The sequence below is a fragment of the Bacillus cereus group sp. MYBK220-1 genome, from assembly GCF_051916445.1.
GTDB lineage: Bacteria > Bacillota > Bacilli > Bacillales > Bacillaceae_G > Bacillus_A > Bacillus_A cereus.
The window spans coordinates 347,953-372,813 of the sequence record NZ_JBQAGQ010000002.1 but is presented as its reverse complement, the minus strand read 5'-3'; the positions used below and the strand labels follow the sequence as shown (position 1 = coordinate 372,813).

The window sequence follows — 24,861 nt, the reverse complement described above, 5'->3', positions numbered from 1 at the left end:
TCGTATCAAATAGTTGTTTGAACACGCTTCGCTATTATATATACAAACTTCCTACTACATTTCATATGAGAAAAAGTTATTACGATAAACAAAGAAAAGGTCTCCTAAAATATCTTTTAGGAGACCTTTTCTTATTAATAGATTTTGTAATTTAAGAGTGAACACTCTTAAATTACAAAATCCTCCGGAATAAACACTTTCACTTCTTTCGGCTGTACGTATACGAAATCACCTGCTTGAATGTTCAGCTGCTTGAACTGTTCTTTCGTAATTTCTGCTTCTAAATATTCATCTGTTCCGTCTCGTTTTAATTCTACATATACGATATTTCCGACTGCGTGAGAATAAGATACTTTTGCCGGGATTGCATCTATGCTTTGTTTCGTACGAGAGATTGATAAGTCATGCGGCCTTACGTAGGCTATTCCGTCTACGTTGGAAACGTGCTTATGCTCTGGTGCTTCTAGTTCGACCGATCCTACATTTAGCTTTCCTTTATGAACGCGGCCGTGAAATAAATTTACATTTCCTAAAAAATCGTAAACGAACGGGCTTGCTGGGTTTTCATATACTTCTTCCGGTGTTCCCATTTGTTCAATACAGCCTTCATTCATTACAACGATGCGGTCTGCAACGTCTAACGCTTCTTCTTGATCATGCGTTACGAATACGCTCGTAATTTGAAATTCGTCATGTAATTTTCGGAGCCATCTTCGTAATTCTTTTCTCACCTTTGCATCGAGTGCACCGAACGGTTCATCAAGTAATAAAATTTTCGGTTCGACTGCAAGTGCCCGGGCTAGTGCAATACGTTGACGTTGTCCACCAGATAATTGCGCTGGATAACGTTTAGCAAAGCCATCCATTTTTACGAGCTTTAATAATTCTGTTACCTTTTCTTCTATCGCTTCTGCTGACGGTCTTAAGCTTTTCTTTCTTACTTTTAAACCGAAAGCGACATTCTCAAATACATTCATATGTTTAAAGAGCGCATAGTGCTGAAAGACGAAACCGACTTGCCTGTTTTTCACGTGAATGTCTGTTAAATCTTCTCCATCAAATGAAATAGAGCCTCCATCCGCTTCTTCTAATCCTGCAATAATGCGTAATAACGTCGTTTTCCCAGAACCTGACGGGCCTAATAAGGCAACAAGTTCGCCTTTTGGAATATCCAAATGAATGTCTGTTAGTGCTTGAAATGTACCATATTGCTTTGATACACCTTGAATTTGAATACTCACCGTAATCCCCCTCTTATTGTCGTTTTTCCATTCGCCATTCAATCCAGTTTTTTATAACGAGTGTAAACACTGCAATTAATGACATTAACGTCGCTACTGCAAATGCTGCTGAAAATTGATATTCATTGTACAAAATTTCAATATGGAGCGGCATCGTGTTCGTAATGCCACGCACGTGACCTGATACGACAGAAACGGCTCCAAACTCACCGATAGCACGGGCATTACATAGAATCATGCCGTACAAAAGACCCCATTTGATATTTGGAAGTGTAACGCGCCAAAACATTTTCCAGCCACTTGCGCCAAGTGATAAAGCTGCCTCTTCTTCACTTTTCCCTTGCGCCTGCATAATCGGAATTAATTCACGTGCAACGAACGGGAAGGTTACAAAGATTGTTGCGATAATAATGCCTGGTACAGAGAAAATGAGTTTCACTCCATGTTCAAGTAACCATTCGCCAAGAGCACCCCTCGGTGTGAAAAGTAAAACGAATACTAATCCTGCGATAACTGGTGACACAGCAAACGGCAGTTCAATAAGAGAGAGTAATACTTGTTTTCCTTTAAACTGAAACTTTGTAATAAGCCATGCCGCTGCGATTCCGAATACCGTATTCAGCGGTACAACGATTAACGCAACGAGAAGCGTTAACCTAATTGCTGAAAATGCTTCTTGATCAGTGATAGCGGCAAAGTATACATCCATCCCTCTTTCAAAGGCTTTTAAAAAAATAGTTATGAGTGGCAGTAATAGAAAGAGAGATAAAAATAAAACTGTAATCGTAATTAATACGCCTGGTACAAGCTTAGATTCTTTTTTAGCTGATACGCTTTTTACTATTTTCTTTTCTAATACTGTTGGTTCCATTTTCTCTCCCCCTATTCACTTTTTAGTTCATGCCTTCTACTCCAGCTTTGAATCATATTAATAAGAAGAAGGAAAAGGAGAGAAATAATAAGCATCACGGTCGCTACAGCTGTTGCCCCCGCATAATCATATTGTTCTAGTTTCGTCATAATCATCAGTGGTGCAATTTCTGTTTTCATCGGCATATTACCTGCGATGAAAACGACAGATCCGTATTCTCCTAATGCTCTTGCAAATGCGAGTGAAAAACCGGCAAGAAGAGCGGGAAAGATTTCTGGTAAAATGATTTTCACAAATATTTGCAAGCGGGATGCACCTAAACTCGAAGCTGCCTCTTCTACTTCTTTATCAATATTTTGCAGTACTGGTTGCACCATTCGAACGACAAATGGTAAACCGATAAAAGTAAGCGCAACGATAATTCCGAGTGGTGTAAAAGCTACTTTTATATGAAACAGACTAAATATTTTCCCAATCCATCCATTTTCCGCATAAAGCGTTGTAAGTGTAATACCAGCTACAGCTGTCGGAAGTGCAAACGGTAAATCAATGAGTCCATCTAATAGTCGTTTCCCTGGAAATTTGTAGCGTACGAGCACCCAAGCTATTAATAAACCGAAAATGGCATTTACAATAGCCGCTACCAATGAAGTTGTAAAACTAACTTGATAGGAATGCAACACACGCTCGTTCGTTATAACCCCAGCGAACTTCTTCCAACCTAACTGTGAAGTTTGAATAAATACGATAGAAAGTGGTATAAGTACGAATAAACTCATGTACAACATTGTAAATCCAAGCGATAATCCAAACCCTGGTAAAACACGTTTCTTCCTCATCCTCTTTCACCTCATCCCCCTTTAGCAGTACGCATTATTTTTGATAAATTTTATCGAATACGCCGCCGTCATTAAAGTGTTTCTCCTGTGCTTTTTTCCAACCACCAAATAGTTCATCTACAGTAAATAATTGAACTTTCGGAAATTGGGATGCATATTTTTCTGCTACTTTTTCATTACGCGGACGATAAAAGTTTTTTGCCGCAATTTCCTGTCCTTTTTCTGAGTACAAATATTCGAGATACCCTTCTGCTACTTTTTTCGTTCCTTTTTTATCAACGACTTTATCTACAACCGCTACTGGTGGTTCTGCAAGTACACTAATAGAAGGGGTTACAATTTCAAATTTATCTTTTCCAAGCTCTTTTTGGGATAATAACGCTTCATTTTCCCATGCGATTAATACGTCACCAATTCCTTTTTCAACAAATGTTGTCGTTGCTCCGCGCGCTCCTGAATCTAATACTTCTACGTTTTTATAAATTTGGCTAACAAACTCTTTCGCCTTATCTTCACTATTATTATATTTTTTCAATGCGTATCCCCACGCCGCTAAATAGTTCCAACGTGCTCCGCCTGATGTTTTTGGGTTTGGTGTAATGACAGACACACCTTTTTTCGTTAAATCATCCCAGTCTTTAATACCTTTCGGGTTTCCTTTTCGAACAAGAAATACAATCGTTGACGTGTATGGAGTGGAATTATTCGCAAGTCGCTTCTGCCAATCTTCTGCTAGTTGTTTTTTCTTGCTAATGGCATCAATATCATAAGCAAGTGCTAGTGTAACAACGTCTGCTTCTAAGCCATCAATAACAGAGCGTGCTTGACTTCCAGATCCCCCATGTGATTGTTTTACATTTACTGTTTGCCCATGCTTCTCTTTCCAATACTTCGCAAAATCTTTATTAAAATCTTGATATAACTCCCTAGTTGGATCATAAGAAACATTTAAAAGCTCAACTGTTTTTTTATCTCCACTTCCTTCAGAATTACTAGTGGATGTTGCCGAACCACACCCTGATAAAAGTACAACTGCTGATAATAAAACACCTGTACTTTTCATAAACGCTGTCTTACCCCACTTTTTCATCGTTAAGCCCCCTTAGTTTATACAATAGAAAAAGGCACACAATATATTCACAAATGTGAACATTGTGCGCCTTCAGTTTATCTGATTAGCTTCTAATGTATTGTATTCGATTTCTTTTCATTTTAATTCTGTAATTCATATGTGTCAACTTGGAATTTGAATTTTCTTACTAAACTAAAATATTGGCATACTTCGAGCCCAATGATTTTTCAAATCAGCAAATTCTTTTGGTAACTTACTATTTTCATTCCATTCTAATTTATATGCATTTACTAACACCGTAGCCATTGATTCACAGTCCACTACTCCATTTTGATTAAAATTACCGTTCTTATCACTTTCAGAGTTCATCCATAATGTCACAAATAAGATATTGCACTCGCCGTAAGCGTTAATCCCTTCTGTTCTATGTATATCTCCTCCTTGTTGGTCATATGAAGCTTTAAATATATGGCACCACAGCTTAATCAATGCACAAAAAAATGAGGCAACCACCTTCAAAGATGGTTGCCTCATTTTTACACTTGCATCGCTTTCTCTCTCAATGCTCTTCTTAACAACTTACCCGTCGTATTCTTCGGTAATTCTATTAAAAACTCAATGCTTTTCGGCACTTTATATTTCGCTAAATGTAACGTACAGTAATGCATTAGTTCTTCTTCTGTTACGTTCGTTTGTTTCAGAACGACGTAAGCTCGCACTGCTTCTCCTAAGTTTTCATCAGGAACACCGATTACAACAACTTCCGCTACTGATTCGTGCGTATATAATACTTCTTCTACTTCACGAGGGTATACGTTATAACCGCCAACTAAGACGATATCTTTTTTACGATCAACGATATAGAAGTAACCTTCTTCATCCATTTTCGCCAAGTCACCTGTATATAGCCAGCCGTCTTTCAATGTCGCAGCTGTATCTTCTGGTGCATTATAGTATCCTTTCATAACGTTAGGTCCGCGAACGATTAATTCGCCGACTGCGCCGACAGGTACTTCTTCCCCAAGTTCATTTACAATTTTATTTTCTACATGCCAAATATTTGTGCCAATCGACCCTGGTTTACGAGGACGATCTAGCGGATTGAAACAAGTAACTGGTGATGCTTCTGATAAACCATATCCTTCTGAAACAATAACGTTAAAACGTTTTTCAAAGTTTTGTAGAAGAGCAACAGGCATCGATGCACCACCGGAAATACAAAGACGAAGCGTCTTCACATCTTCTGCGCTTGCTTCTTCAAATAAATATAAATAATTGTACATCGTCGGTACGCCAGCAAAGATCGTTGGTTCGTACGTACGACAAATACGGAATACTTCTTTCGGACTAAATTTCGGTAACATTAAAATCGTTGCCCCGTTCACAATCGGTGCATTTACCGCAACTGTTAAACAGAATACATGGAACATAGGCAGTGCCGCAACAACACGGTCATCAGCCGTATATTGTAAATACGAAGCCACATCGCTCGCATTACTATATAAATTTTTATGTGTAAGCATAGCGCCTTTCGGTTTTCCAGTTGTGCCCGAAGTGTATAGGATAACCGCTACATCTTCTTCATCTAGTTCAGGACCTTCGTAAGTTGTATCTCCAGTCCCCACAAAACTAGTAAACGTTTTCATTTTTTCGGTTTCTGTATGGTTAAAATCTGATGAGGTTTCGCATATGATGATGTTTTCTAATGAAGGAAGTCTTGTTGTAAGAGATTGTATAACAGGTAGAAGGACGTCGAGTACGATGATTGTTTTTACATCTCCATTTTGTAAAATATAATGCATTTCGTCTGCTGTATAAATTGGATTAACTGGAATAACAGTTGCTCCGGCTTTCATTGTTCCGTATAAACCGACCAAAAAATGTGGTGAGTTCCCAACAACTAATGCGACATTGTCCCCTTTTCCAATGCCCATTTCTGCTAAATTGCTAGAAAACCTTGTGACCATTTTGTTTAATTGGTCATATGAGACCGACTGATCCATAAATATATAAGCCGGTTTATCCCCCTTCTTTTTTGCCGTTTCAGCCAAAGATTGAACGAGATTCACAAAAACCCCACCTTTATAAAATTTAGAATATTTAAAAATTCTAAATTAATTATATTAAAAGAAAATTAAAGTAGCAAGTGATATTCTATTAACTGCATATAGACAGATCACCTTCTCTTAGTTTACTTTGGAAAAATAAGGGGATTTTATTTACAAGTAATTTATAACACTAGACCAAAAATCATTTTAGGATAATATGCACTCATCTTTTTTCTAAGTTTATCAAGTTCCTCTTTTTGTAACGTCGTATGCTCTCCGTGCAAGTTAAGAGCGTCCGCTCCATCTTCATGAAAATAAACTGTAACATATAATGTCGGTAACCCTGTATTGTCTTCATCTATTGATAAGATGACATCTGGTGTTTTATTAACAGTGCTGAATGTTTCATTTCTTTTCCACTTCTTATTTTGAAACATGTCTTGTATATCATGTATCTTTCGTTTGTTATCTGTATGCGTAAAATATATAACATTATCCTCCGCTGGTTTTCCGATAGACAAAATTGTACGACTTGAGGGCGATCCACTGCTACACGCTGTCATTCCGACGACGAAGCTGAGTAATAATACAACGTACATTACCCTTTTCATTTCGATTCGCCTCCTTTTGAATATATATATTCCTTTACGAGGGGCAAATGTCCTGTGATTTTATGTTTTTTGGTAAATGAAATTATATGAGCGATTTTTCAAATATATCGACTTACCGACAAAACCTGACAATCTACGCAAAAAGAAAGAGGCTGCCCGTTATGGAAGCCTCCCTCATTTTTAGAAGAATAAATGTAAGAAATCTTCTGTTGTAATGTTACCGAAGTAGCGTGCAATATCTACGCCTTCTAAAGCTGCAGTGAATGCATCTTTATCGAACTGAACGCCTGTTAGACGCTCTTCGATATCATGAACATCTAATGAACCGAAGAAGTCGCCGTAAATTTTACATTCTGTTACTGTTCCTTTTTTCACTTCAAGACGAACATCAACTTGTCCAACTGGGAAGCGGTGTGAATGTTGTAAGTTGAACTTCGGTGATTTTCCGTAGTTCCAATCCCAATTTTGGTAACGTTCTTCAGAAAGTTTGTGGATCTCTTTCCAATCATTTTCTGTTAATTCATACGTTGGGATTTCTGTTTCTCCTTCGAAAATTGTTTCTAGAAGAAGTTGTCTAAACTCCTCTGTCGTCATTTCTTCGTTTAGGAACTCTGTAATGTTCGCAACGCGGCTACGGATTGACTTAATTCCTTTTGATTGAATCTTATCCATTTTTACTTTTAACGCTGATACGACGTGATCGATTTCAGAGTCAAATAGTAACGTACCGTGGCTGAACATACGACCTTTCGTTGCGAACTGTGCGTTACCTGAAATTTTTCTACCTTCAGCTAAAATGTCGTTACGACCACTTAGTTCTGCATTTACGCCTAATTTACTAAGCGCTTTCGTTACAGGCTCTGTGAATTTTTTGAAGTTGCTGAAACTGTCTCCATCATCTTTCGTAATAAAACTGAAGTTTAAGTTTCCTAAATCATGATATACTGCGCCTCCGCCTGATAGACGACGAACGACATGAATACCTTTTTCTTTTACGTAATCTGCATTAATTTCTTCTACTGTGTTTTGGTTTTTACCAATGATAATCGAAGGCTCATTAATGTAAAACAGTAAATATGTTTCGTTAATATCTAAATTTTTCACACAATATTCTTCAATCGCTAAGTTTATTCTAGGGTCTGTAATTCCTTTATTATCAATAAATAACATCGTATCACCTCATGAATTCCATACGTAGCCACTATGCGCTAGCGTAATGTGACCACTGAAAATTTGTTTTGCTTCTGTTACTAAATCAGATGGGTTGCCTGTATGCGGTAAGTGCGTTAATAAAAGTTCTTTTACATTCGCATCTTTTGCAATACTTGCTACTTCTGTACTATTCATATGCCCTGCTTTTGCAGCCTCTTGATGTGCATACATATTACACTCACAAATGAAAAGATCAGCATCTTTTGTGAATGGAATGAATTCAGGAATATAACTTGAATCAGCGCTGTATACTACAGCATCATCTCCAGCTGTAATACGCATCGCAAAGCATGTAACAGGATGAACAGTTTTTAAGAATGAAATCGAGAACGGTCCAATTTGAAGTGTTTCTTCTGGATTGTACGGGATTCCTTTCGTATGCGGTTCATGCGTTAAAGAATGGAATCCATTCTCATCAAATGTATGACCGTATATTGGTAGTTCTGGTAGTTGCCTTGTTGTCGCACTCGTAATTAGTCTCGCATATTGCAATACCCCAATGTCTGCAACATGATCGTGATGATAGTGCGACAGTACAACTGCATCTATATCAGACGGTGTTATATATTTTTGAAGCTGTGCTAGTACACCACTACCACAGTCTACAAGTAAACGAAAACCATCGTGTTCAAACAAATACCCCGACGTTGCTTCTCCCGCTTCTGGAAAGCCGCCCCAAAAGCCGACAACAGTCATTTTCATATGTATCCATCCTTTCTAAAACCGAGTAGAAATGCATGTTTTACTTACATCCTACATTGTTAACTATAATCCATTTCCTAAACTTTTTCATTAATTTTCAATTTTGTTATAAAACAGTTGTTGACTTTTATTTTTTGTACTAATACAATGATAGTAAGAAATGGAAATGGAGGGATTGACATGATCGATCAACCAATGGAGTTTTTCAGAAATTTACCGACGAAAACTTGTGCACACTGCGGGAAAGAAATTGATGAGCAGCACGAAGCATACCATAACAAATGTGATGATTGCGTTCACGAAGAATAGTAGTTTGTGAACAGAAAAAAACCTAGCAGACATAGTCTACTAGGCTAATAACATCTTATCCTTCATCGTTGAACCTTTCACCAAGAGCTCCAGTTCAAACTCATACAATTCTTTTTTTCGATAATTTTTCGTATGAATTTTATCCATCATTAGGTCGACAACTTTTCGGGCCATTTCATCAATTGGCTGTTCAATTGTCGTAATACCTGGTTCTGTAATCTGCGATAATATTTGATTATCAAAACCGATAACAGCGAGATCATCTGGAATGCTCCAGTTATGGCGTTTCGCCTCTGAGATAATTCCAGCTGCTACCTCATCGCCTCCTGCCAAAATCGCGGTAGGATTTTTTTTGTCCTTTAATACTTCATGGAATATTCGTTTTCCATCTTCCCAAGAGAAAGCGTTTTCAAGAAAGTCAATCGCTTCTACTTGGCGGCTCTTCTCAGTTATTGCACGTAAAAAGCCCATTTTTCGCTGCTGGCTAACGACTTTGGTTTCGTTACCACGGCAAAAAATAAGATTACGATATCCTTGATCTAACACATGCTTCGCAGCTATGTATGCTCCTTGCGCATGATCAAATTTCACTGTTGGAATATTTGCTTCCTCAATATATTCATTACACAACACGATTGGACCGTGCTGTAAGTATGGCTCTACATCTTCCCACGGATTTTCTAGTGAACATAGAATAATCCCATCTACTTGTTTCGTAGATAATAATTGTAAATACTCCATCTCTTTTTCCGGTAAATATCTTGTTTGACAAATAATCAGTTTATATTTATGTTCAGAAGCAGCAATCTCGATTGCTTCGATAAATCTACTGAAGAAAGGATTTGTAATCCTTGGAACGAGCACCGCAATTGTTTCCGTTTTTTGTTTACGAAGCCTTCTCGCCGCAGAATTAGGAACGAAGCCTAAATGCTTCATTGCTAATTGAACCCTTTTTTTCTTCTCATCTGAAACATATGGATGATTATTAATCACCCTAGAAACCGTTGTCCTTGATAACCCCGCTAATTTCGCCACGTCCTCTATAGTCGACACGAAATTCTCCCCCTTTGCATGAAAACGTTTTCTTAAATTGATTATATAGTATATTATTGGAAACTGCAATATCGGTTGTTATGATTTTACTATATTAATATTATACATAGGGAAAAGTCTGTTAATGCAGGGGCAATATACTACTTTTAGAAATTTACGTTATGTACATTCCTTTTCTTAATACCATATATCCTTTATTCAATATAAAACCCCATCAATACGTCATCTCCATATGATCCATCTTCATATTTAACTTGCTTTCGTTGTCTACCTTCTTCTACAAAGCCCATACGTTTGTACACTTTAATTGCCCGATCATTAACAGAAACTACACCTAAACAAATTTTTTCTAAACCTTTCTGCCCTTTCGCCCATCTAATAAGAAATTCAATTAATTTCGTGCCTATGCCTTGATTACAATACGCCTCTTTAATCCCCATTCCCATTGTGCCTGCGTGTTGTAACCGTTCTAGTTCATATCGGTTGAAAATTAAAAAGCCAACTACCTTCCCATCTACTTCATACACGATATAAAGATTACCTTTCTCATTACTTTTCCGTATCTTTTCTCTTTCTGCATTCATATCATTCGGTAACTTCTTTGGGGATACTATGAAAAATTTTGTAGTAGTTTCCGATAATATAATTTCTTTTCTAATATTCATAATTGCTTCTGCATCAGTCTCTTTTACTAACCGTATCATTGAATCACCTCGTACTTTTTCTTTTTAAAAATAATATTACAACTATAAAACGGCCAATATGCAATATTACATATTGAGAATCTTTTTACTTTTGATACAATATTCATATATCAAAATAAAAGGAATGTATACAATGAATCCAATCTTAACAGCTGCAAAACAACTATTACATAAAGAAGAAAAAATTTTATCTACTTTAAAATGTTCACTTACTGGCTATACGATTACGCATAAAGTCCCGTATCCTGGCATGTTACTTGCTACTAATCAAAGACTTCTCTTTTTTAGCCAATATAAAAATACATTCATTGCCGAATTTGATTATGAAGAAATTCTATCCATAGAAACGAAGAGAAGAATCTTTGACAAAAAAATAATATTTTACTATGAAGATGAATATATAACGCTTGGATACATTACAAGTTCGAATGTTGAAGCGTTCATAGACTTACTACAAAGAAACAGCAAGACTAGCACAGGCTTATAATCAGCGGGGATCCCCTCGCTGATTCATTATTTTAACTCCTCCCACTTCTTCCAAACTTCTCTCCCGTTTATACAGTACATATTATCCTCTCTATTCATAAACCCCTGTACAATAAATTCACGTCTAATTGTACAAAAATCATCATGATATTGTTTTATAAATGTATTAATTTCTTTTTCTGTATATTGATTTTCAGCATTTAACTTGCTAATTAAATGCTCTAACAATACTAGTTTTTTCTTCTTTTGACCTGGAATCGATTTTAAACGATCCTCTTTATCGAAAAAGTTACGAATGGTCGTATCCCGGAATTTCATTTCACTTTCAGTCATTTTGTTATCCTCCATCACTTTTTTTCTTTATCTTTTCACTTAAAATATCAATAAAGTAATATCCACTCATTAACACATAATAGAACGTAAGTATTCCAAATGCATCTTTCATACTTGTATATACTTCTTTATCAAACAATATAGGTGAAAGGGCATAAACAAGAAAGATTATTAGCGGATTTACGATAAAATAATAAGTAAGATTGCCTTTCATCATATCAACTCCTCTACCCTATGTTTCTCTGTAAATTGTTGTAATTCCTTTTCTTTCGTTTCTATAGCTTTTAGAAAGATTTATAGATGAACTAAGGAAAAGATGCCCTCTATTAAAATAAAAAAGCACCAAAAAGGTGCTTTTTTCTAAGCTTCAATCGATTGATTTTCCGCAATATTTCTAAATTGTCGTTTGTGCATCCAAGTTAAGGATGCAATTGTTCCAAGTGATAATACAACAATGAAAATCATGAGCACCCCTACGTTTTGCCACATGAAGTCAAAGTCTCCGCTTGATACGACTGCTTTCAGTCCTGATACAGAATATGTCATCGGTAACCAAGCATTGAATGGTTGTAAAAACTTCGGAATCAACTCTAACGGGAATGTTCCAGCACTTGTTGTAAGCTGCATAATTAATGTGATGATGGCGATAAAACGGCCTGCATCACCGAATGCTGTTACTAAACATTGAATTAATGCGATAAATGCTAAACTTGTAATGATACTAAAGAGTATGAAGTATGGAATGCTTTGTACTTCTACACCCAATCCGAACAGTAATATAACATCTGCTACTATCGCTTGAATAATACCAACTGATAGTAGTACGCCGAACTTACTAATAAACCAACTAAACCCTGATTTCGGAACGCCGACTGTATCACGTAATGGATATACGATTGATAATAGTAATGCCCCAACGAATAAACCGAGTGATAAGAAGTACGGCGTAAATCCAGTTCCGTAGTTTGGAACTTCCGCCATTTTCTCCGTCTTCACTTTTACAGGACTTGCAAACATATCATACGTTTTATCTGTTCCTTTCACTTCACCAGTTTTCTCTGCCCCTTCGCCAAGTTTCTCAGCAAGTTCACCTGAACCATCGTTTACTTTTACGAGGCCATCTGTTACTTTTCCTGATCCGTCTGCTAGTTTATTTACCCCGTCGATTAGCTGGGTTGAGCCATTTGATAATGTACCTAAGCCTGTTGTTACTTGACCGGAGCCATCTGCTAATTGATTTACTCCACCTGCCATTTGATTTGCTCCTACAGATAATGTACCTAAACCGCCTGTTACTTGACTTGAGCCATCCGTTAATTGATTTACTCCTGCAGATAATGTTCCTAAACCACCTGTTACTTGGCTTGAGCCATCTGCTAATTGATTTACTCCTGCAGATAATTGACCTAATCCATCTGTTACTTTTCCAGAGCCGCTTTGTAATTGCGTTACTCCATCAATTAATTGAACTGATCCATCTTTTAATTTATCAGCACCTATTTTTGCATTATCTAATCCCTCACCAAATCCATGAAACTTACTAACAAATTCATTTTGTGCGTTCGTTACTTTCTCAACACCATCTGCCAGAGCTTTCATCCCTGCTGGATTTGGTAATTTATTTTGCAATCCATTTGTTGTTTGATGTATTTCGCCCTTTAATTGTTTTACTTCTTCATTTAGTTTATTTGTTCCACCTGCTACTCCGGCAGCCTTTTGCTGAACTGTCGCTGTACTTTTTACAGCACTTGTTATGAACGGTTGTAACTGCTCTTGATATTCTTTTGGTAAACTTTCAATTTGCTTTTGTAAATTCGCTACATCTTGCGCTGCATTTTTTGCATCTCCTACTGTTGATTGCGTAAGTTCATTTAACTGATTTATATTCGCCCCAGCTCCATCTATTTTTTCATTTACTGTATTCAATATAGAAGGAACTTTCGACTGCATTTCCTCTAAGCCTGCAGCAGACTTTTGTACGTTACTATTTAAATCTTGCAATCCCTTTTGAATTTCTTGAGACCCTTTTTCTAATTGACTTCGCCCTTCAACAAGTTTTCCCATACCATTTGATAGATCAGTTGTTCCTGTTTTTAAATCACCGGATTTACTTACTAATTTGTTCAAACCACCGGTCACTTTCTCAGATCCATCACGCAATTCACCCGTTTTGCTATTTAACGTATTTAAACCTGCTGTTACTTTTCCGGAGCCATCTACTAATTTTCCGATACCTGCATTGCTATTTAATACATGTAAACCATCTGTTACTTTTCCGGAGCCATCTACTAATTTCCCGATACCTATTTGCATTTCACCGTTTTTGCTATTTAACGTATTTAAACCTGCTGTCACTTTCCCAGATCCATCAAATAGTTTCCCAACTCCATCCTTCATCTCCCCAGATTTCCCTTGAAGTGTATGAAGGCCATCCGTCACTTTACTTGAACCATCATGCAGCTCACTTGATCCGTCGTGTAGTTTATTTGCTCCTTCCGCCCCATCTGCTAATCCTTTTGAGACGTCTTGAATGGAATCAAACATTTTCTCTGCATATGTTTTCGTTAACGTACTTGCTACTTCACCTTTAATTTTTTCAATGGCTGTTCCGCCAATTTGTGAAGATAAGAAGTTTAAACTTTCGTTTGGAATGTACTCTAAGTTTAATGGCTTTGGATTGTCTTTTAGTAACGTTGTAGCGTTACTTGAGAAGTCATCTGAAATGCGCACTAACATGTAATACTTTCTACCTTCCATTCCTTTCTTCGCTTCTTTTTCACTTACGAACTCCCATTTAAAACTTTTATTATCTTTTAAATTATCAACGAGCCCTTTTCCGACCTCAATTGGTTTCCCATCAAATACTGCGCCTTTATCTAAATTGACTACTGCAACTGGTAAGTCATCTAACTGTTTATACGGATCCCAAAAGGCCCACAAAAACATCCCTGCATATAAAATCGGTACGAATAAGACCGCAATAATTGGAATTAACATTTTTTTACTTTTTATAATTTCCGTGAACTCTTTCCGAAGTAACTGATTCCCTTTCATAATTTCTCCCCCTTTTATAAAATGACCAAAATGTTCATATAGTCATTTTTACCCAAACAAAAAGGCTATACTTGTTCATACATATGCCTTATCCCCGAATTTATTACTATGCAACTTTTTCTCATTTTGATTATACTTTTTCTATATCCCCCCTTAAATTAAATATATGACCACATCGTTCATTTGGTCATTTTTTTATAAAATTAAAAGGATTATCTTAGTTTGACAATCCTTTTAGTAAATACAGTTCAAATAACTCTGCAATTTTTTCTTTTTCTAGCGGTTCGTGATTTTTTTCCCAATCAAAAATAAGCGATACATATAGACGAAGCATAATAAATGCTGTAATTTCTGGATCACATTTGCTAATTTCACCTTTTTCAATCGCAATCTTTAAATACGATTGAATAACAGAAACGATTTCCACATCAACTTGTTGCATCACTTCTTGTACTTCTTTCGTTCCCATATCGCGCTCTTCTTGAATTAATTTAATCATGAGCTGATGTTCTTTTCTAAATTCCAAGATGCTATATAATGCTCTATGTACATTTTCAAAAAATGAAACATCTGAACGAATTGCACTTTCTGCAACTTGCTTCATTTCTGTAATTAAATTAGAAATAATTTCACCAAATAACTCTTCTTTATTTTTGAAAAAAGTATAAATCGTTCCTTTCCCTACATTCGCTAACTTCGCTACTTGATCCATCGTTGTTGCTTTATAACCGAACGCTGAAAAAGACTTTGTTGCAGCCTCAATAATAGAACGTTTTCGATCTATTGCCACATCATCACCTCCAAAAATGACCAATTGGATAATATAGTCAATCAGTACATCTTTGATATTACCACACGCTTACATTCTATACAAGTTCTCTTTTTATTATTTCCAGTATAAAAAAATTCCAGTCAGTGTATATCATACTGTCCATAGTGTATCAGAAGAAAAGAGAAAAGGAAAAGGTGTTCTAGAGATATACATCTTAAGAACACCTTTTTGCTATTTCAACATAGAAAGCATAATTTTCTCTAACTCTTCTTTATTTACATTCTTATCGAATACTGCTTCTCCTTGGTTCTCTAAACTATGATTAATAATAACGATTTGGTATGCACTATTTTTCCCTTTTGCTGGAACAATCATCTTCATACCTTGTAAATTACTATCCGAGTGATGAGTAGCGTAGAATATTTGATTCCCTTCTAGTTCGTACTGTTCTATATTTTCAGGCACTACAAACTGGTGGCTAAATGGATCTTTGCTTTCCCCAAAAACTTGCGATTGAGAAATTGTATAATTTCCTTTTCCGTTCGTATATTCTAATTCAATAGTGAATTCCGGCTTTATCTTAAGATAATAATTCACCCTTTCGTCTTTTTGGGTATATCCTTTAATTGTATAAGTTGGCCTCTTAATTTGGAAATCAACATGTTGCTGCACTTCTTCAACTGTATATGTTAAATACTTCCCTACCTTATCCTCATAAGGAGTTGTTTTATTACGAATTTCTTTTAATTTTTCACGATCTTCTGTACTTAAGCGCTCTTCTTTCACCTCTTTTATATCCCCTTGGAAATTTTCGGGTAAGTTTAATCTAACTAATCCTTTTTTCTCGATCTGTAATACCTCTTTATATAACTGCACATAATTCTCAAACTCTTCCTTTGTTAAAGCTTTTTCAGCATGATATAAAAAGGCTGTTCGGTTTTCATATTGCCAGTTTGACATTCCCCACTCTTTTCTCGCCTTTTCCTCTGTACCAAATAATGTATCTACAGCATTTTGGAAAGTATCCTTTGACTGCTCTACTTTATCCTCTTGCTTTTCTTTCCCTTCCGTTGCACGTGCATTGAATAAAAAAAGGGATGCAATAGCAACTATAGCAATAACCCCGAGTAAAGACAGACGATACGATTTCTTTTGAAACTTTTTAATCATAACGATTCTCCTTTTTAGTGTTCGTTTATTTCTACTTAAATTTGCTAGGCTTGGTACTTGATAGGAATAGTGTTCTAGAAGGGTAATAATTGTATGACCGTATGCAATTTGTTCCTCTTTATCTATAAAAGTAAGTGCATATGCATCACAGGCTAATTCTTGATCTTCTCGCATACAAAAATAGGCATACCAAAGAATCGGATTGAACCAATTTAATAGGATTAAACTGTACATAATCCAATTTACAGCTACGTCGTTTCTTTTAATATGAGCTAACTCATGGTAAAAGACATATTGTAATTGTTGCTCATTTAATACTTTCATATGTTTTTTTGATAGTAATACTTTTGGGCGGAAGAAACTAAACACAGTTGGACTTGCAATCTTTCCCGCTAGACGTAACGAAACTGCCTTCTTCATTTTCATAGATTGCTTACAGCGATTAAACACTGTAGCGACCTGTTCATCCGTAATATCCGGTTGTTTCTTTATGTAAGAATATAAACGTCTATTTGTAAGAAACGTGATGGCTGCTAATACGATTACCCCAGCTAGCCAAACATACAAAGCAATTTTGTATAAAGACAATGTAGTCTGTTGTTCCGAACTCGCGTTTACTTCAGGTTCACTATTTTTTGTCACAGTTTCAGAATTTGATTCCAATCCCACTTTTCGGTCGCTTTCTATGTTCACTATATTCTCAGTAGACGGCATATTTTTTGGAATAACTTCCGATACGCTAGAACTATAAGAAAGTAATGAGTAAATGCTATAAGAACTATCTGGCGACCACGGTAAAAGGAGTCTTATCATTAATACGATCCACAGCATATATTGCCACCGGGGGGATAATTTATTTCTAAATAGAACTTTTATACATAAAATAAATCCGACTAATATGCTAGCCATAAGTGACGTTTCTATAAGCCAATCAAAAAAATGAGGAAGGTATACATTTATAAGCGTGTTTATCATTTTTATCGATCCTTCCTCTTATTCTCCTCTGTCTTCTCATCTAAAATGCGTTTTAATTCATTAATATCTTCTGAAGATAATTTCTCCTCTTTTAAGAAATTAACAAGTAATGGTTTAAACGCTGCACCGCAAAAACGCTTTAGTAAAGATTTCGTTTCCACTTGTAAATAATTATCTTGTGATACTAACGGATAATAAGCATACATCCGCCCTTTATCTTGATGGTAAGAAACGGCTTCCTTTTGCACTAATCGATTAATTAATGTGCGGATTGTTTTCGGTTTCCAGTCCATTGCATCTTCCAGTTCTTCTATAATTTCATTCGCTGTTTGCGGAGAACTCGACCAAAGTACTTTCATAATTTCTAATTCCGCTTCAGATATTTTAGGTAATTGATTTGTCATCGTATGTTTCACTCCTAAGTATTACATTTGTAATCTATAATTAAGATTACAAATGTAATACTTAATTGTCAACCATATTTTAGAAAAATTAATTTCAGCTAAACCTTACTTACCAACAACAAATTTCCTCTTTTTCAAATAATCAAATAAAAAAACAAGAAAATCTTTACAATTAATAGTAATATAGAAAATAGACAAGTTTATCAAAACAGTGGAGGCTTTTTCAGTCATGATGCGTGCACTTCGTTTAAATATAAAGCAAGCTTTTTGTAATCGTGTTTCTTTAATTATTATGTTTAGTGGATTTGTTCTTATTTGTATTTATCATTATTATTATGTAATTCGTTATTTAGGAGACGCTGCGAATGGACCTATATCGACGGATATTAAATGGATTGGATTTCGTGGAAATGAAATGGATGTTTATTTATTATTAATGCCAGTTATTGCAAGTCTTCCCTTTAGTACAAGTTATAACTCGGATAAGTCCGATGGTTTTAAACCGTTTGTCAGTAAAGAAATTTCTTTATTTTCTTATTCAGTAACGAAATATATCGTTACATTTTTTTGCGGCGGACTTCTTTATACATTTCCATTCATCTTATCGTTATTATTTTGCAAATTAACCATTCCAGACGGAGTACCAACGGCTGGTTCAGGCATTATAAATGATAACGGGATGTTCGCAAACTTATATGAAACTTCTCCCATCACTTACATTGCTGTATATATCGGAATTAATTTTTTATTTGCAGGTCTGATGGCTCTTTTAGGACTTGCTGCATCTGCATGGTCCCAAAAGGACTATATGGCGCTTCTATTTCCATTTGCAACTACCTCTATTCCTTACGTCCTGCTAAATACGGTACTCCCTACAATAGGTGGAGCGCCTATTCATTTATATGATCCAAGGCAGCCGCTGCATGGCATGTCACCATATATTTTGACAATACAATGTGCCTTCTTCCTCCTCGTTAGCTTAATCATGTATATACAAGGAGTAAAACGTGATAGAAAAAAATATAGAAGAAGGTTGCAAAAAAGAGAGCGGTGTAGAAAGGCGTTTCAAGTATAATAAAACCCTAATTTCCTTACTATATTGGAAATTAGGGTTTTATTTACTATTCACTTACGGTGTACCTGCCAATCCCCATAAAATAACAACCGCTACAAAATAAATCGCTTTAATCGCTACTACTAAACATAATGAAACAATTGCATATTTACTTAATTCTCTTCTTGCACCTATTAAAGTGAAAATAACCGCCAAACTAAATGTTATATAAGAAGCTGCTGTATGTATTAAGTTATACGTAATATCTAGATTGCTTATAAGTCCTGTTATATCAGCTACAAACTGAAGCATGACGATCGTACTAAAAAAAATTGCAAACTGATTCATTACCTTTCCATTTATTTGTAACTGCATTGTTGTCCTCCTTTTTAAAAACTAAATATTCAATCAATTTTATCATTAGATTACAAAAAAAGGAATCATCTCTTTATACTATTCTATAACGATGCAAAAAAAGAACGCTTAGTCACCTAAGCGTTCCTTTCTTTAAGAAGCTTTCTTCAAATCAATTTGAGCAAGTACTGGGTCATGGTCGCTTACACGTCCGTGCTCTTTCATTATATTTGAGTTTAAGTGCACTGGATCTACAATTGTGTGTGGTGCGATATTATTTGTTACTAAAATATGATCTAACACTTGTGCATTTCCTTCATGAATGTACGTGTAACGATTCTCTTTTGGCACTGTGTTTAACATATCTTTTAAGATTGTTCCCTCTAGTGTTTTTAGTGGTTTAGAGAATTCGAAATCGTTCATATCACCTAACACGACAACTGGTGCATTCGTATTCTTTTTCTGAATTCCTTGCACGAAATGATTTACTTCTTGTGCTAACTGAATTCGTTTGTCTTCACTTTTTAATACGAGCGGCTGCACTTTTCCAAATGGCGTTGCATCTCCTAGTTTTGAGTTTAAGTGATTTGCAACGACAACAATGTTTTGTCCTTGGAACGTAAATTCTGCCGCTAACGGTTTACGTGTACTTTCAAATAATGGATTTTCGTCTCCAATACGAACAACATTTTTATCAAGTAACTTTGGTACCGTCGCTAATTTCACGCGTGATGGATTGTAGAAGAAGCCGACGCGAATATTCGCTCCTGGTGCTCCTCCGTCTTGATTATTGTTTGGAGCGATTTCTACATACTCATACTTCGGTCCACGAATTTCTAGCACTGCATCAATGATACGTTTTGCGCTTAATGACGCATCTGTTGTACCGTCATTAATTGATCCGTTATTATCTTGCATTTCCTCTACACCGATAATATCTGGCATTTTTAAGTTGTATTTAATAGAATACGCTAACGCTTTTACCTTTTCATCTGTTGTTTCTTTTTTATTCGCTGAGAAGTTTTCAATGTTATATGTAGCAACCGTTAACTTATCAAGACGTGGCTGAATATTTGCGCCTACTTGCTTAAATCCACCATCCACTACAGCTGGCAGTTCTGTTATTGGCGAAATACGGAAAGAACCGTAATCATATCCTACTACCCCTGTTATATCTCCAGTGAAAGTATCTCCTACTTTTGCTACATAATCGCGAGGTACTTTTACAGAAAGACGCTCTGGGTTTAATTGGTTTTCATCTAATAGAGGTGTGCCATATTGTGTTACTATTTTATCTCCACCATTTTTTACTGTTACATATAAATTTCCATTTTTCTGAGGTGCAATAATTTTTGGTGTTGGCATCGTAACACGCATGCCTTCTATACTTTCATAAAAGTCGATTGCATCTTCATTTGGATCAAATAAACCGAATGCATCATTATCAATAATCTGGTCCGGGATTTTCACACCGTTTTCCCCAAGTACAATCGGTGCTGGCAAAGATTGATCTTTTGCGATTACAGCAACGCGACTCGCCTTAATTTCTGTCGTCGTTAAGTCTGTTTCAAATCGCTCTGCATATCCTGGTCCAACATATTCTTCTACTACTCCATCAACTTGAATAAGATCTCCTACTGCTACATTCGCATCTTTTTTATATACGTACATACCTTCTGAAGTAGCTGGATCATTATCTGGCTGATTATCTTCTATATAAAAGCCGTTTTTATCAAGCGCTGTGACAACGCCTTCCACATTGTTTACTTTCTTCCCGTTGTAAGGAGACATATGTGATTTTCCTTGAATGTCATGAATACGAACTGGTTCATTATTTACGATAATAAATGAAAATGTCGAAATTGCTGAAGAAGTAAGTCCTTCTTTTTCTGCGATTGCTTTCACTACACTATTTTCATTCACTATAATCTGTCCATTATAACGAACACTTTTATTAGTAGGATTAGAGCCATCTAACGTATAGTAAATTGTTGCACCTTCTGTATTCGTCGTTAATGTTACCGCTGTTCCTTTAGCAACTTCTCCGCCGTTCGGTGAAGCTACTACATCGCTAACACGGTTTTGTCCTTCACCTTGAAACTTATAAGCTGTTACTGATTTTAGACCTGGGTTACTAAAATATAATTCAAGAGTCCCAGTCAAACTAACTTTCTTCCCGATATTTTCAGGGTGATCTTTTACATTCACTGCCGTTCTCACATCACCTTTTGGCAACTGAACGGGCATGATTTTGTCTGGATTCTTTTCGTTTGGTGAATCTGCAATTGCTACGTTTGTATCATCAAACTTAGCTGGATCCTTCGTATATTTAGAAGAACTTTGCGTATATCCAACAATATATCCTTCCACAATCCCCTTCGTTTTCCCTTGCTGCTTAAATACTTGAATTGCTTTTTCTACTGACATAGAAGCAGTTTCTTCTGCTTGCGCTAAAGTTCCAATAAATGAAAGCAATAGCAAGAATGATAAAAAGACACTTAACAATTTCTTCACAGCCATTTTCCTCTCTCTATTTCATATTTTCTCAGCATTTCTATCATAACAAATGATTCGTTATATAGAACTATTTTTCGACAAATTTTACAAAAGATTTATTTAATTTACAAGCTTTCAAACTATAATACAAAATAATAATTTTACACCTTCTACAAATGCACTCTATAATGTTAGAGAGAGAGAAAACAGAAAATATCGACATTTGATTGGCATGTAAAATGGATTCATTTGAATAGGAGTGATTGGATGGAAGTGCAAACAGAAACATACCGCGCAGCTATGAATGGAACATTAGAACGTCATTTTTCAGATATGATTGCCGTTATACCAACTAGAATTACAATTGAGCAGTTAAAACAACGGCTAGAAAATATCGCTACTAAAGTTGATGAGTTAAAAATTGTTTATAGTGATGAGACAAGCCTTATTGTTGAGTTACATATGGATGAAACAATCATACCGTATGAACTGCATATTGATGAGGCGAATGACCCAGAAGAATATAAAATGTACAATAGACAAGATTCTACAATCGTAGATCGGAATTTTGAAGATGCGGCTTTCGGTACTGAAATTTTCACTCGTACGCTATTTGTAGGCGATGTACTCGACTGCTTTTTCCAGCAAATACAATTTTTATGGAACCTCGCCCCAGATTTGTTATTTGTAATCGATTCAAGTGCAGCAATGAAAGTGATATCTAGAAACTATATTGAATATCACGTTGAAAATGAATTATTACCTGACATTCCTGACTTATACGTTATTCATTCCGTTTATGAAGACGATAAAGAAGGCGAGCCTACGCAATATTGGTTTCATACACACGGCCTTTTAAGAGCGGGCGTAACTGAAATAGAGTTAATTATTCCAAATCGCATTTCTTCCTACTACGGCATTGGCGATCTCTTTCAAACATTTGCTAATAATGCCGTTGAGAATGGACAAGTCCCTATGAATGAGCCTATCGTTATCGCGCATAGTCAGCAAGGTTCTATACATACAGTCGCTGTTCCGTGGGAAAAAGGATTATCTTATATAGGGCATAAAACGAGTATGGACCAATTATCTTCAATCGAGGATGAAGAAGTGAAATTACAACCAATAGATGCACAAAATACATTCTTAGGCGGAATGGATGCCCGAGATGAATACCATCAATCTCCATCCGTTCTCTTATTCAAATTTAATACTTCAGAAGAATATATTGAAAGTTTTTTCAAAGAACACGAGGAAGCTACAGGGCTCATGTTCTATAAAACAAATAGTGAAACCGATCGTATGGCTTATAATGCGAAAAATACTTTCGGGTATTTCAGCAACATTTTTCAAATTGAAAAATCCAATGAAGAGTTTCGTTTTCTCGCTAAGTTTGGTGTTTCCTATGAAGAGGGTAAAAGCGAACATATGTGGTTTGAAATGCAACATATTACAGAAGACCTGATTCAAGGAATACTCATCAATGAACCATATTTTATAGAAGATATGAGTGAAGGAAATAGTTATCATTTAGATTTTGATAACTTAACAGATTGGGTTATTTATGCAGGAGATGCTGTTATAAAGCCAAATAACTTATATATGTTTATTGGCGAATAAGTATTTTATATAATAAACGAAACGCCTTCAATATGATTGAAGGCGTTTCTTATAATTTATTGTGCGATTAATTCAGCATCTATTACTTTCTCCAAATGAGATAATACACGCTTTGCAGCTTCCTCACCTTGATTCATACAGTCTGGAAGTCCAGCACCAGCATAGGAGCTACCTGCCAAGTATATACCTGGCAACTCTTTCTCCATAAATGTTGTGAGCTTTTTCATTCGCTCGTTATGGCCTACTGTATATTGAGGCATCGCTTCTTTCCAGCGACTTACGATTGTAAACTCTGGATCCTCTGTAATATCCATCGTCTTCCTTAAATCTTCTAGTACGAGCTGAACGAGTTCTTCTTCAGTTTGTTCTACAACCGCTTCATCACCAGCACGTCCAACGTAACAGCGAAGGAGTGTTTTTCCTTCTGGCGTTGTATGTGGCCATTTTTTATGCGTCCACGTACATGCTGTAATCGTGTAATCGCTATTTCGTGATACGACAAATCCTGTACCATTAATATCGCGCTGGATTGCAGATTTTTGGAAAGCAAGTGCCACATTCGCAACGGATGTGGATGGAATATTACGGAAGAAACGAAACTGCTTGTACTGAGCAAACATGGACGGCAATACTTTATGCGAAGTTGCCACTACGATGGCGTCCGCTTCTATTTCTTTTCCGTTACTAAGAGTAATCGTATAACCATCACCCTGTTTTGCAACTTTTTCAATGCGAGTTCCCTTTATTATCGTACCTTCATGCATCTTTGCTTCGAGAGATTTTACGATAGATTCTAAACCTGTTTTCACTGTTTGGAACATTCCCTTTTTCGGTTCAGCTTTCTCTTCTTTCGGAGCGAGCGTACGCATACCGAGTGAAATACTGCGATGTTTCTGCTCAATTTGATACATTTGCGGGAATGTTGACATTAAGCTCATTTCATCAATATCCCCTGCATAAATACCCGATAGTAACGGTTCTATTAAGTTTTCAACCACTTCGTTTCCAAGACGATGTCTGAAAAATTGTCCGAGTGATTGGTCAGATACTGGCTTTGACCTCGGCATTAATAGATCAAAGCCAGCTCTTAGTTTACCAATTGGGGAGAACAGCCCGGAAAATAGAAACGGCGTAATTTGCGTTGGAATTCCCATCATTGATCCATTCGGCATTTTATGTAACCGATTGTTTACAAGGATAAATGATTGACCGGCTTGATTATTTACAAGTTCATCGCCAAGACCTAATTCTTTCACTAATCTAGCTGCACTTTCTTTTCGTGCTAAGAAAGAATCTGGTCCGCGCTCAATTGTAAATCCATCTTTTCGAACGGTTTGAATTTTTCCGCCAAGTTTACCCGATGCTTCTATAAGTAATGTATCAATCGGCAAGTTTTTTTCATGAATATTTTTTTGTAAGTTATACATTGCTGTTAATCCAGTGATGCCTCCGCCGACGATCACAACTTTTTTCCTCAAGCA

Annotated in this window: 24 protein-coding genes; 4 read left to right on the top strand and 20 right to left on the bottom strand. The window is 36.2% G+C overall.

What is annotated here, in order from left to right:
- Nucleotides 1–167 precede the first annotated feature (167 nt).
- The 9 genes from ACTFRU_RS08775 to ACTFRU_RS08735 all read right to left on the bottom strand — a co-directional run bounded on the left by ACTFRU_RS08775 (nt 168) and on the right by ACTFRU_RS08735 (nt 8,596).
- A complete protein-coding gene (locus ACTFRU_RS08775) occupies nt 168–1,241 on the bottom strand; it encodes a sulfate/molybdate ABC transporter ATP-binding protein (protein WP_000027093.1) in 1,074 nt (357 codons plus the stop codon).
- Between the two features lie 13 nt (nt 1,242–1,254).
- On the bottom strand, nt 1,255–2,112 hold the full coding sequence (gene cysW, locus ACTFRU_RS08770; RefSeq protein ID WP_000433862.1) for a sulfate ABC transporter permease subunit CysW: 858 nt from the start codon (nt 2,110–2,112) through the stop codon (nt 1,255–1,257).
- 11 nt (nt 2,113–2,123) lie between these two features.
- On the bottom strand, nt 2,124–2,951 hold the full coding sequence (gene cysT / locus ACTFRU_RS08765) for a sulfate ABC transporter permease subunit CysT (protein ID WP_001227880.1): 828 nt from the start codon (nt 2,949–2,951) through the stop codon (nt 2,124–2,126).
- A gap of 34 nt (nt 2,952–2,985) precedes the next feature.
- Entirely contained in the window at nt 2,986–4,041 is a 1,056-nt protein-coding gene (locus ACTFRU_RS08760; protein WP_000758702.1) for a sulfate ABC transporter substrate-binding protein, read from the bottom strand.
- 174 nt (nt 4,042–4,215) lie between these two features.
- Entirely contained in the window at nt 4,216–4,392 is a 177-nt protein-coding gene (locus tag ACTFRU_RS08755; RefSeq protein WP_043936635.1) for a hypothetical protein, read from the bottom strand.
- 167 nt (nt 4,393–4,559) lie between these two features.
- Nucleotides 4,560–6,092 (bottom strand): fatty acid--CoA ligase family protein, encoded by a 1,533-nt coding sequence (locus ACTFRU_RS08750; protein WP_001055178.1) that lies wholly within the window; start codon nt 6,090–6,092, stop codon nt 4,560–4,562.
- Between the two features lie 161 nt (nt 6,093–6,253).
- Nucleotides 6,254–6,682, bottom strand: a complete 429-nt coding sequence (locus ACTFRU_RS08745) for a hypothetical protein (RefSeq protein WP_000832639.1) — start codon at nt 6,680–6,682, stop codon at nt 6,254–6,256.
- Nucleotides 6,683–6,862: 180 nt separating this feature from the next.
- Nucleotides 6,863–7,852 (bottom strand): lipoate--protein ligase, encoded by a 990-nt coding sequence (locus ACTFRU_RS08740; RefSeq protein WP_000897277.1) that lies wholly within the window; start codon nt 7,850–7,852, stop codon nt 6,863–6,865.
- A gap of 9 nt (nt 7,853–7,861) precedes the next feature.
- Entirely contained in the window at nt 7,862–8,596 is a 735-nt protein-coding gene (locus tag ACTFRU_RS08735) for an MBL fold metallo-hydrolase (RefSeq protein ID WP_016122068.1), read from the bottom strand.
- Nucleotides 8,597–8,776: 180 nt separating this feature from the next.
- Here ACTFRU_RS08735 and yhfH point away from each other — a divergent pair, with 180 nt between their 5' ends.
- The gene (gene yhfH, locus ACTFRU_RS08730) at nt 8,777–8,905 is read left to right on the top strand and encodes a protein YhfH (RefSeq protein WP_000567010.1); all 129 of its coding nucleotides are present in this window, start codon (nt 8,777–8,779) and stop codon (nt 8,903–8,905) included.
- A 39-nt stretch (nt 8,906–8,944) separates the two neighbouring features.
- On the opposite strand, the gene ACTFRU_RS08725 is transcribed toward yhfH, so the two are convergent.
- Both ACTFRU_RS08725 and ACTFRU_RS08720 read right to left on the bottom strand, forming a co-directional pair.
- The gene (locus ACTFRU_RS08725; RefSeq protein ID WP_000103715.1) at nt 8,945–9,958 is read right to left on the bottom strand and encodes a LacI family DNA-binding transcriptional regulator; all 1,014 of its coding nucleotides are present in this window, start codon (nt 9,956–9,958) and stop codon (nt 8,945–8,947) included.
- A gap of 194 nt (nt 9,959–10,152) precedes the next feature.
- Nucleotides 10,153–10,662 carry an N-acetyltransferase family protein gene (locus ACTFRU_RS08720; RefSeq protein ID WP_440037605.1) on the bottom strand — a complete coding sequence of 170 codons (510 nt, stop codon included), beginning with the start codon at nt 10,660–10,662 and terminating at the stop codon, nt 10,153–10,155.
- A gap of 133 nt (nt 10,663–10,795) precedes the next feature.
- Here ACTFRU_RS08720 and ACTFRU_RS08715 point away from each other — a divergent pair, with 133 nt between their 5' ends.
- The gene (locus ACTFRU_RS08715) at nt 10,796–11,149 is read left to right on the top strand and encodes a PH domain-containing protein (RefSeq protein ID WP_001068223.1); all 354 of its coding nucleotides are present in this window, start codon (nt 10,796–10,798) and stop codon (nt 11,147–11,149) included.
- A gap of 26 nt (nt 11,150–11,175) precedes the next feature.
- Here ACTFRU_RS08715 and ACTFRU_RS08710 read toward each other — a convergent pair whose 3' ends face one another.
- From ACTFRU_RS08710 to ACTFRU_RS08685, 6 genes are all read right to left on the bottom strand, one after another.
- Nucleotides 11,176–11,481, bottom strand: a complete 306-nt coding sequence (locus tag ACTFRU_RS08710) for a DUF2087 domain-containing protein (RefSeq protein WP_000140290.1) — start codon at nt 11,479–11,481, stop codon at nt 11,176–11,178.
- A 4-nt stretch (nt 11,482–11,485) separates the two neighbouring features.
- Nucleotides 11,486–11,698: a hypothetical protein gene (locus ACTFRU_RS08705; protein WP_025710375.1), complete on the bottom strand. Its 213-nt coding sequence runs from the start codon at nt 11,696–11,698 to the stop codon at nt 11,486–11,488.
- Between the two features lie 143 nt (nt 11,699–11,841).
- Entirely contained in the window at nt 11,842–14,535 is a 2,694-nt protein-coding gene (locus ACTFRU_RS08700) for a YhgE/Pip family protein (RefSeq protein WP_440037604.1), read from the bottom strand.
- 217 nt (nt 14,536–14,752) lie between these two features.
- Nucleotides 14,753–15,325: a TetR/AcrR family transcriptional regulator gene (locus ACTFRU_RS08695; RefSeq protein ID WP_000963381.1), complete on the bottom strand. Its 573-nt coding sequence runs from the start codon at nt 15,323–15,325 to the stop codon at nt 14,753–14,755.
- A 213-nt stretch (nt 15,326–15,538) separates the two neighbouring features.
- Nucleotides 15,539–17,452 (bottom strand): M56 family metallopeptidase, encoded by a 1,914-nt coding sequence (locus ACTFRU_RS08690; RefSeq protein WP_325863520.1) that lies wholly within the window; start codon nt 17,450–17,452, stop codon nt 15,539–15,541.
- Nucleotides 17,453–17,454: 2 nt separating this feature from the next.
- Nucleotides 17,455–17,856, bottom strand: a complete 402-nt coding sequence (locus ACTFRU_RS08685; RefSeq protein WP_000184509.1) for a BlaI/MecI/CopY family transcriptional regulator — start codon at nt 17,854–17,856, stop codon at nt 17,455–17,457.
- A 229-nt stretch (nt 17,857–18,085) separates the two neighbouring features.
- Here ACTFRU_RS08685 and ACTFRU_RS08680 point away from each other — a divergent pair, with 229 nt between their 5' ends.
- The gene (locus ACTFRU_RS08680) at nt 18,086–18,931 is read left to right on the top strand and encodes a membrane protein (RefSeq protein WP_000984146.1); all 846 of its coding nucleotides are present in this window, start codon (nt 18,086–18,088) and stop codon (nt 18,929–18,931) included.
- 54 nt (nt 18,932–18,985) lie between these two features.
- On the opposite strand, the gene ACTFRU_RS08675 is transcribed toward ACTFRU_RS08680, so the two are convergent.
- Both ACTFRU_RS08675 and ACTFRU_RS08670 read right to left on the bottom strand, forming a co-directional pair.
- Nucleotides 18,986–19,285: a hypothetical protein gene (locus ACTFRU_RS08675; RefSeq protein WP_001176847.1), complete on the bottom strand. Its 300-nt coding sequence runs from the start codon at nt 19,283–19,285 to the stop codon at nt 18,986–18,988.
- Nucleotides 19,286–19,417: 132 nt separating this feature from the next.
- Nucleotides 19,418–21,784 carry a DUF6359 domain-containing protein gene (locus ACTFRU_RS08670; RefSeq protein WP_440037603.1) on the bottom strand — a complete coding sequence of 789 codons (2,367 nt, stop codon included), beginning with the start codon at nt 21,782–21,784 and terminating at the stop codon, nt 19,418–19,420.
- A gap of 243 nt (nt 21,785–22,027) precedes the next feature.
- Here ACTFRU_RS08670 and ACTFRU_RS08665 point away from each other — a divergent pair, with 243 nt between their 5' ends.
- On the top strand, nt 22,028–23,380 hold the full coding sequence (locus ACTFRU_RS08665) for a DUF4026 domain-containing protein (RefSeq protein ID WP_000453703.1): 1,353 nt from the start codon (nt 22,028–22,030) through the stop codon (nt 23,378–23,380).
- A 56-nt stretch (nt 23,381–23,436) separates the two neighbouring features.
- On the opposite strand, the gene hemY is transcribed toward ACTFRU_RS08665, so the two are convergent.
- Nucleotides 23,437–24,858: a protoporphyrinogen oxidase gene (gene hemY, locus ACTFRU_RS08660; protein ID WP_001228101.1), complete on the bottom strand. Its 1,422-nt coding sequence runs from the start codon at nt 24,856–24,858 to the stop codon at nt 23,437–23,439.
- Nucleotides 24,859–24,861 lie beyond the last annotated feature (3 nt).

Excerpts from the sequence above, each read along its gene's own strand:
- ACTFRU_RS08675 (WP_001176847.1), bottom strand. The coding sequence starts at position 19,285 with ATGCAGTTACAAATAAATGGAAAGGTAATGAATCAGTTTGCAATTTTT.
- ACTFRU_RS08760 (WP_000758702.1), bottom strand. The coding sequence starts at position 4,041 with ATGAAAAAGTGGGGTAAGACAGCGTTTATGAAAAGTACAGGTGTTTTA.
- cysT (WP_001227880.1), bottom strand. The coding sequence starts at position 2,951 with ATGAGGAAGAAACGTGTTTTACCAGGGTTTGGATTATCGCTTGGATTT.
- ACTFRU_RS08690 (WP_325863520.1), bottom strand. The coding sequence starts at position 17,452 with ATGATAAACACGCTTATAAATGTATACCTTCCTCATTTTTTTGATTGG.
- cysW (WP_000433862.1), bottom strand. The coding sequence starts at position 2,112 with ATGGAACCAACAGTATTAGAAAAGAAAATAGTAAAAAGCGTATCAGCT.
- ACTFRU_RS08720 (WP_440037605.1), bottom strand. The coding sequence starts at position 10,662 with ATGATACGGTTAGTAAAAGAGACTGATGCAGAAGCAATTATGAATATT.
- ACTFRU_RS08670 (WP_440037603.1), bottom strand. The coding sequence starts at position 21,784 with ATGGCTGTGAAGAAATTGTTAAGTGTCTTTTTATCATTCTTGCTATTG.
- ACTFRU_RS08665 (WP_000453703.1), top strand. The coding sequence starts at position 22,028 with ATGGAAGTGCAAACAGAAACATACCGCGCAGCTATGAATGGAACATTA.
- ACTFRU_RS08740 (WP_000897277.1), bottom strand. The coding sequence starts at position 7,852 with ATGTTATTTATTGATAATAAAGGAATTACAGACCCTAGAATAAACTTA.
- ACTFRU_RS08735 (WP_016122068.1), bottom strand. The coding sequence starts at position 8,596 with ATGAAAATGACTGTTGTCGGCTTTTGGGGCGGCTTTCCAGAAGCGGGA.
- ACTFRU_RS08680 (WP_000984146.1), top strand. The coding sequence starts at position 18,086 with ATGATGCGTGCACTTCGTTTAAATATAAAGCAAGCTTTTTGTAATCGT.
- ACTFRU_RS08685 (WP_000184509.1), bottom strand. The coding sequence starts at position 17,856 with ATGACAAATCAATTACCTAAAATATCTGAAGCGGAATTAGAAATTATG.
- ACTFRU_RS08715 (WP_001068223.1), top strand. The coding sequence starts at position 10,796 with ATGAATCCAATCTTAACAGCTGCAAAACAACTATTACATAAAGAAGAA.
- ACTFRU_RS08745 (WP_000832639.1), bottom strand. The coding sequence starts at position 6,682 with ATGAAAAGGGTAATGTACGTTGTATTATTACTCAGCTTCGTCGTCGGA.
- ACTFRU_RS08710 (WP_000140290.1), bottom strand. The coding sequence starts at position 11,481 with ATGACTGAAAGTGAAATGAAATTCCGGGATACGACCATTCGTAACTTT.
- ACTFRU_RS08700 (WP_440037604.1), bottom strand. The coding sequence starts at position 14,535 with ATGAAAGGGAATCAGTTACTTCGGAAAGAGTTCACGGAAATTATAAAA.
- ACTFRU_RS08755 (WP_043936635.1), bottom strand. The coding sequence starts at position 4,392 with ATGAACTCTGAAAGTGATAAGAACGGTAATTTTAATCAAAATGGAGTA.
- yhfH (WP_000567010.1), top strand. The coding sequence starts at position 8,777 with ATGATCGATCAACCAATGGAGTTTTTCAGAAATTTACCGACGAAAACT.
- ACTFRU_RS08705 (WP_025710375.1), bottom strand. The coding sequence starts at position 11,698 with ATGATGAAAGGCAATCTTACTTATTATTTTATCGTAAATCCGCTAATA.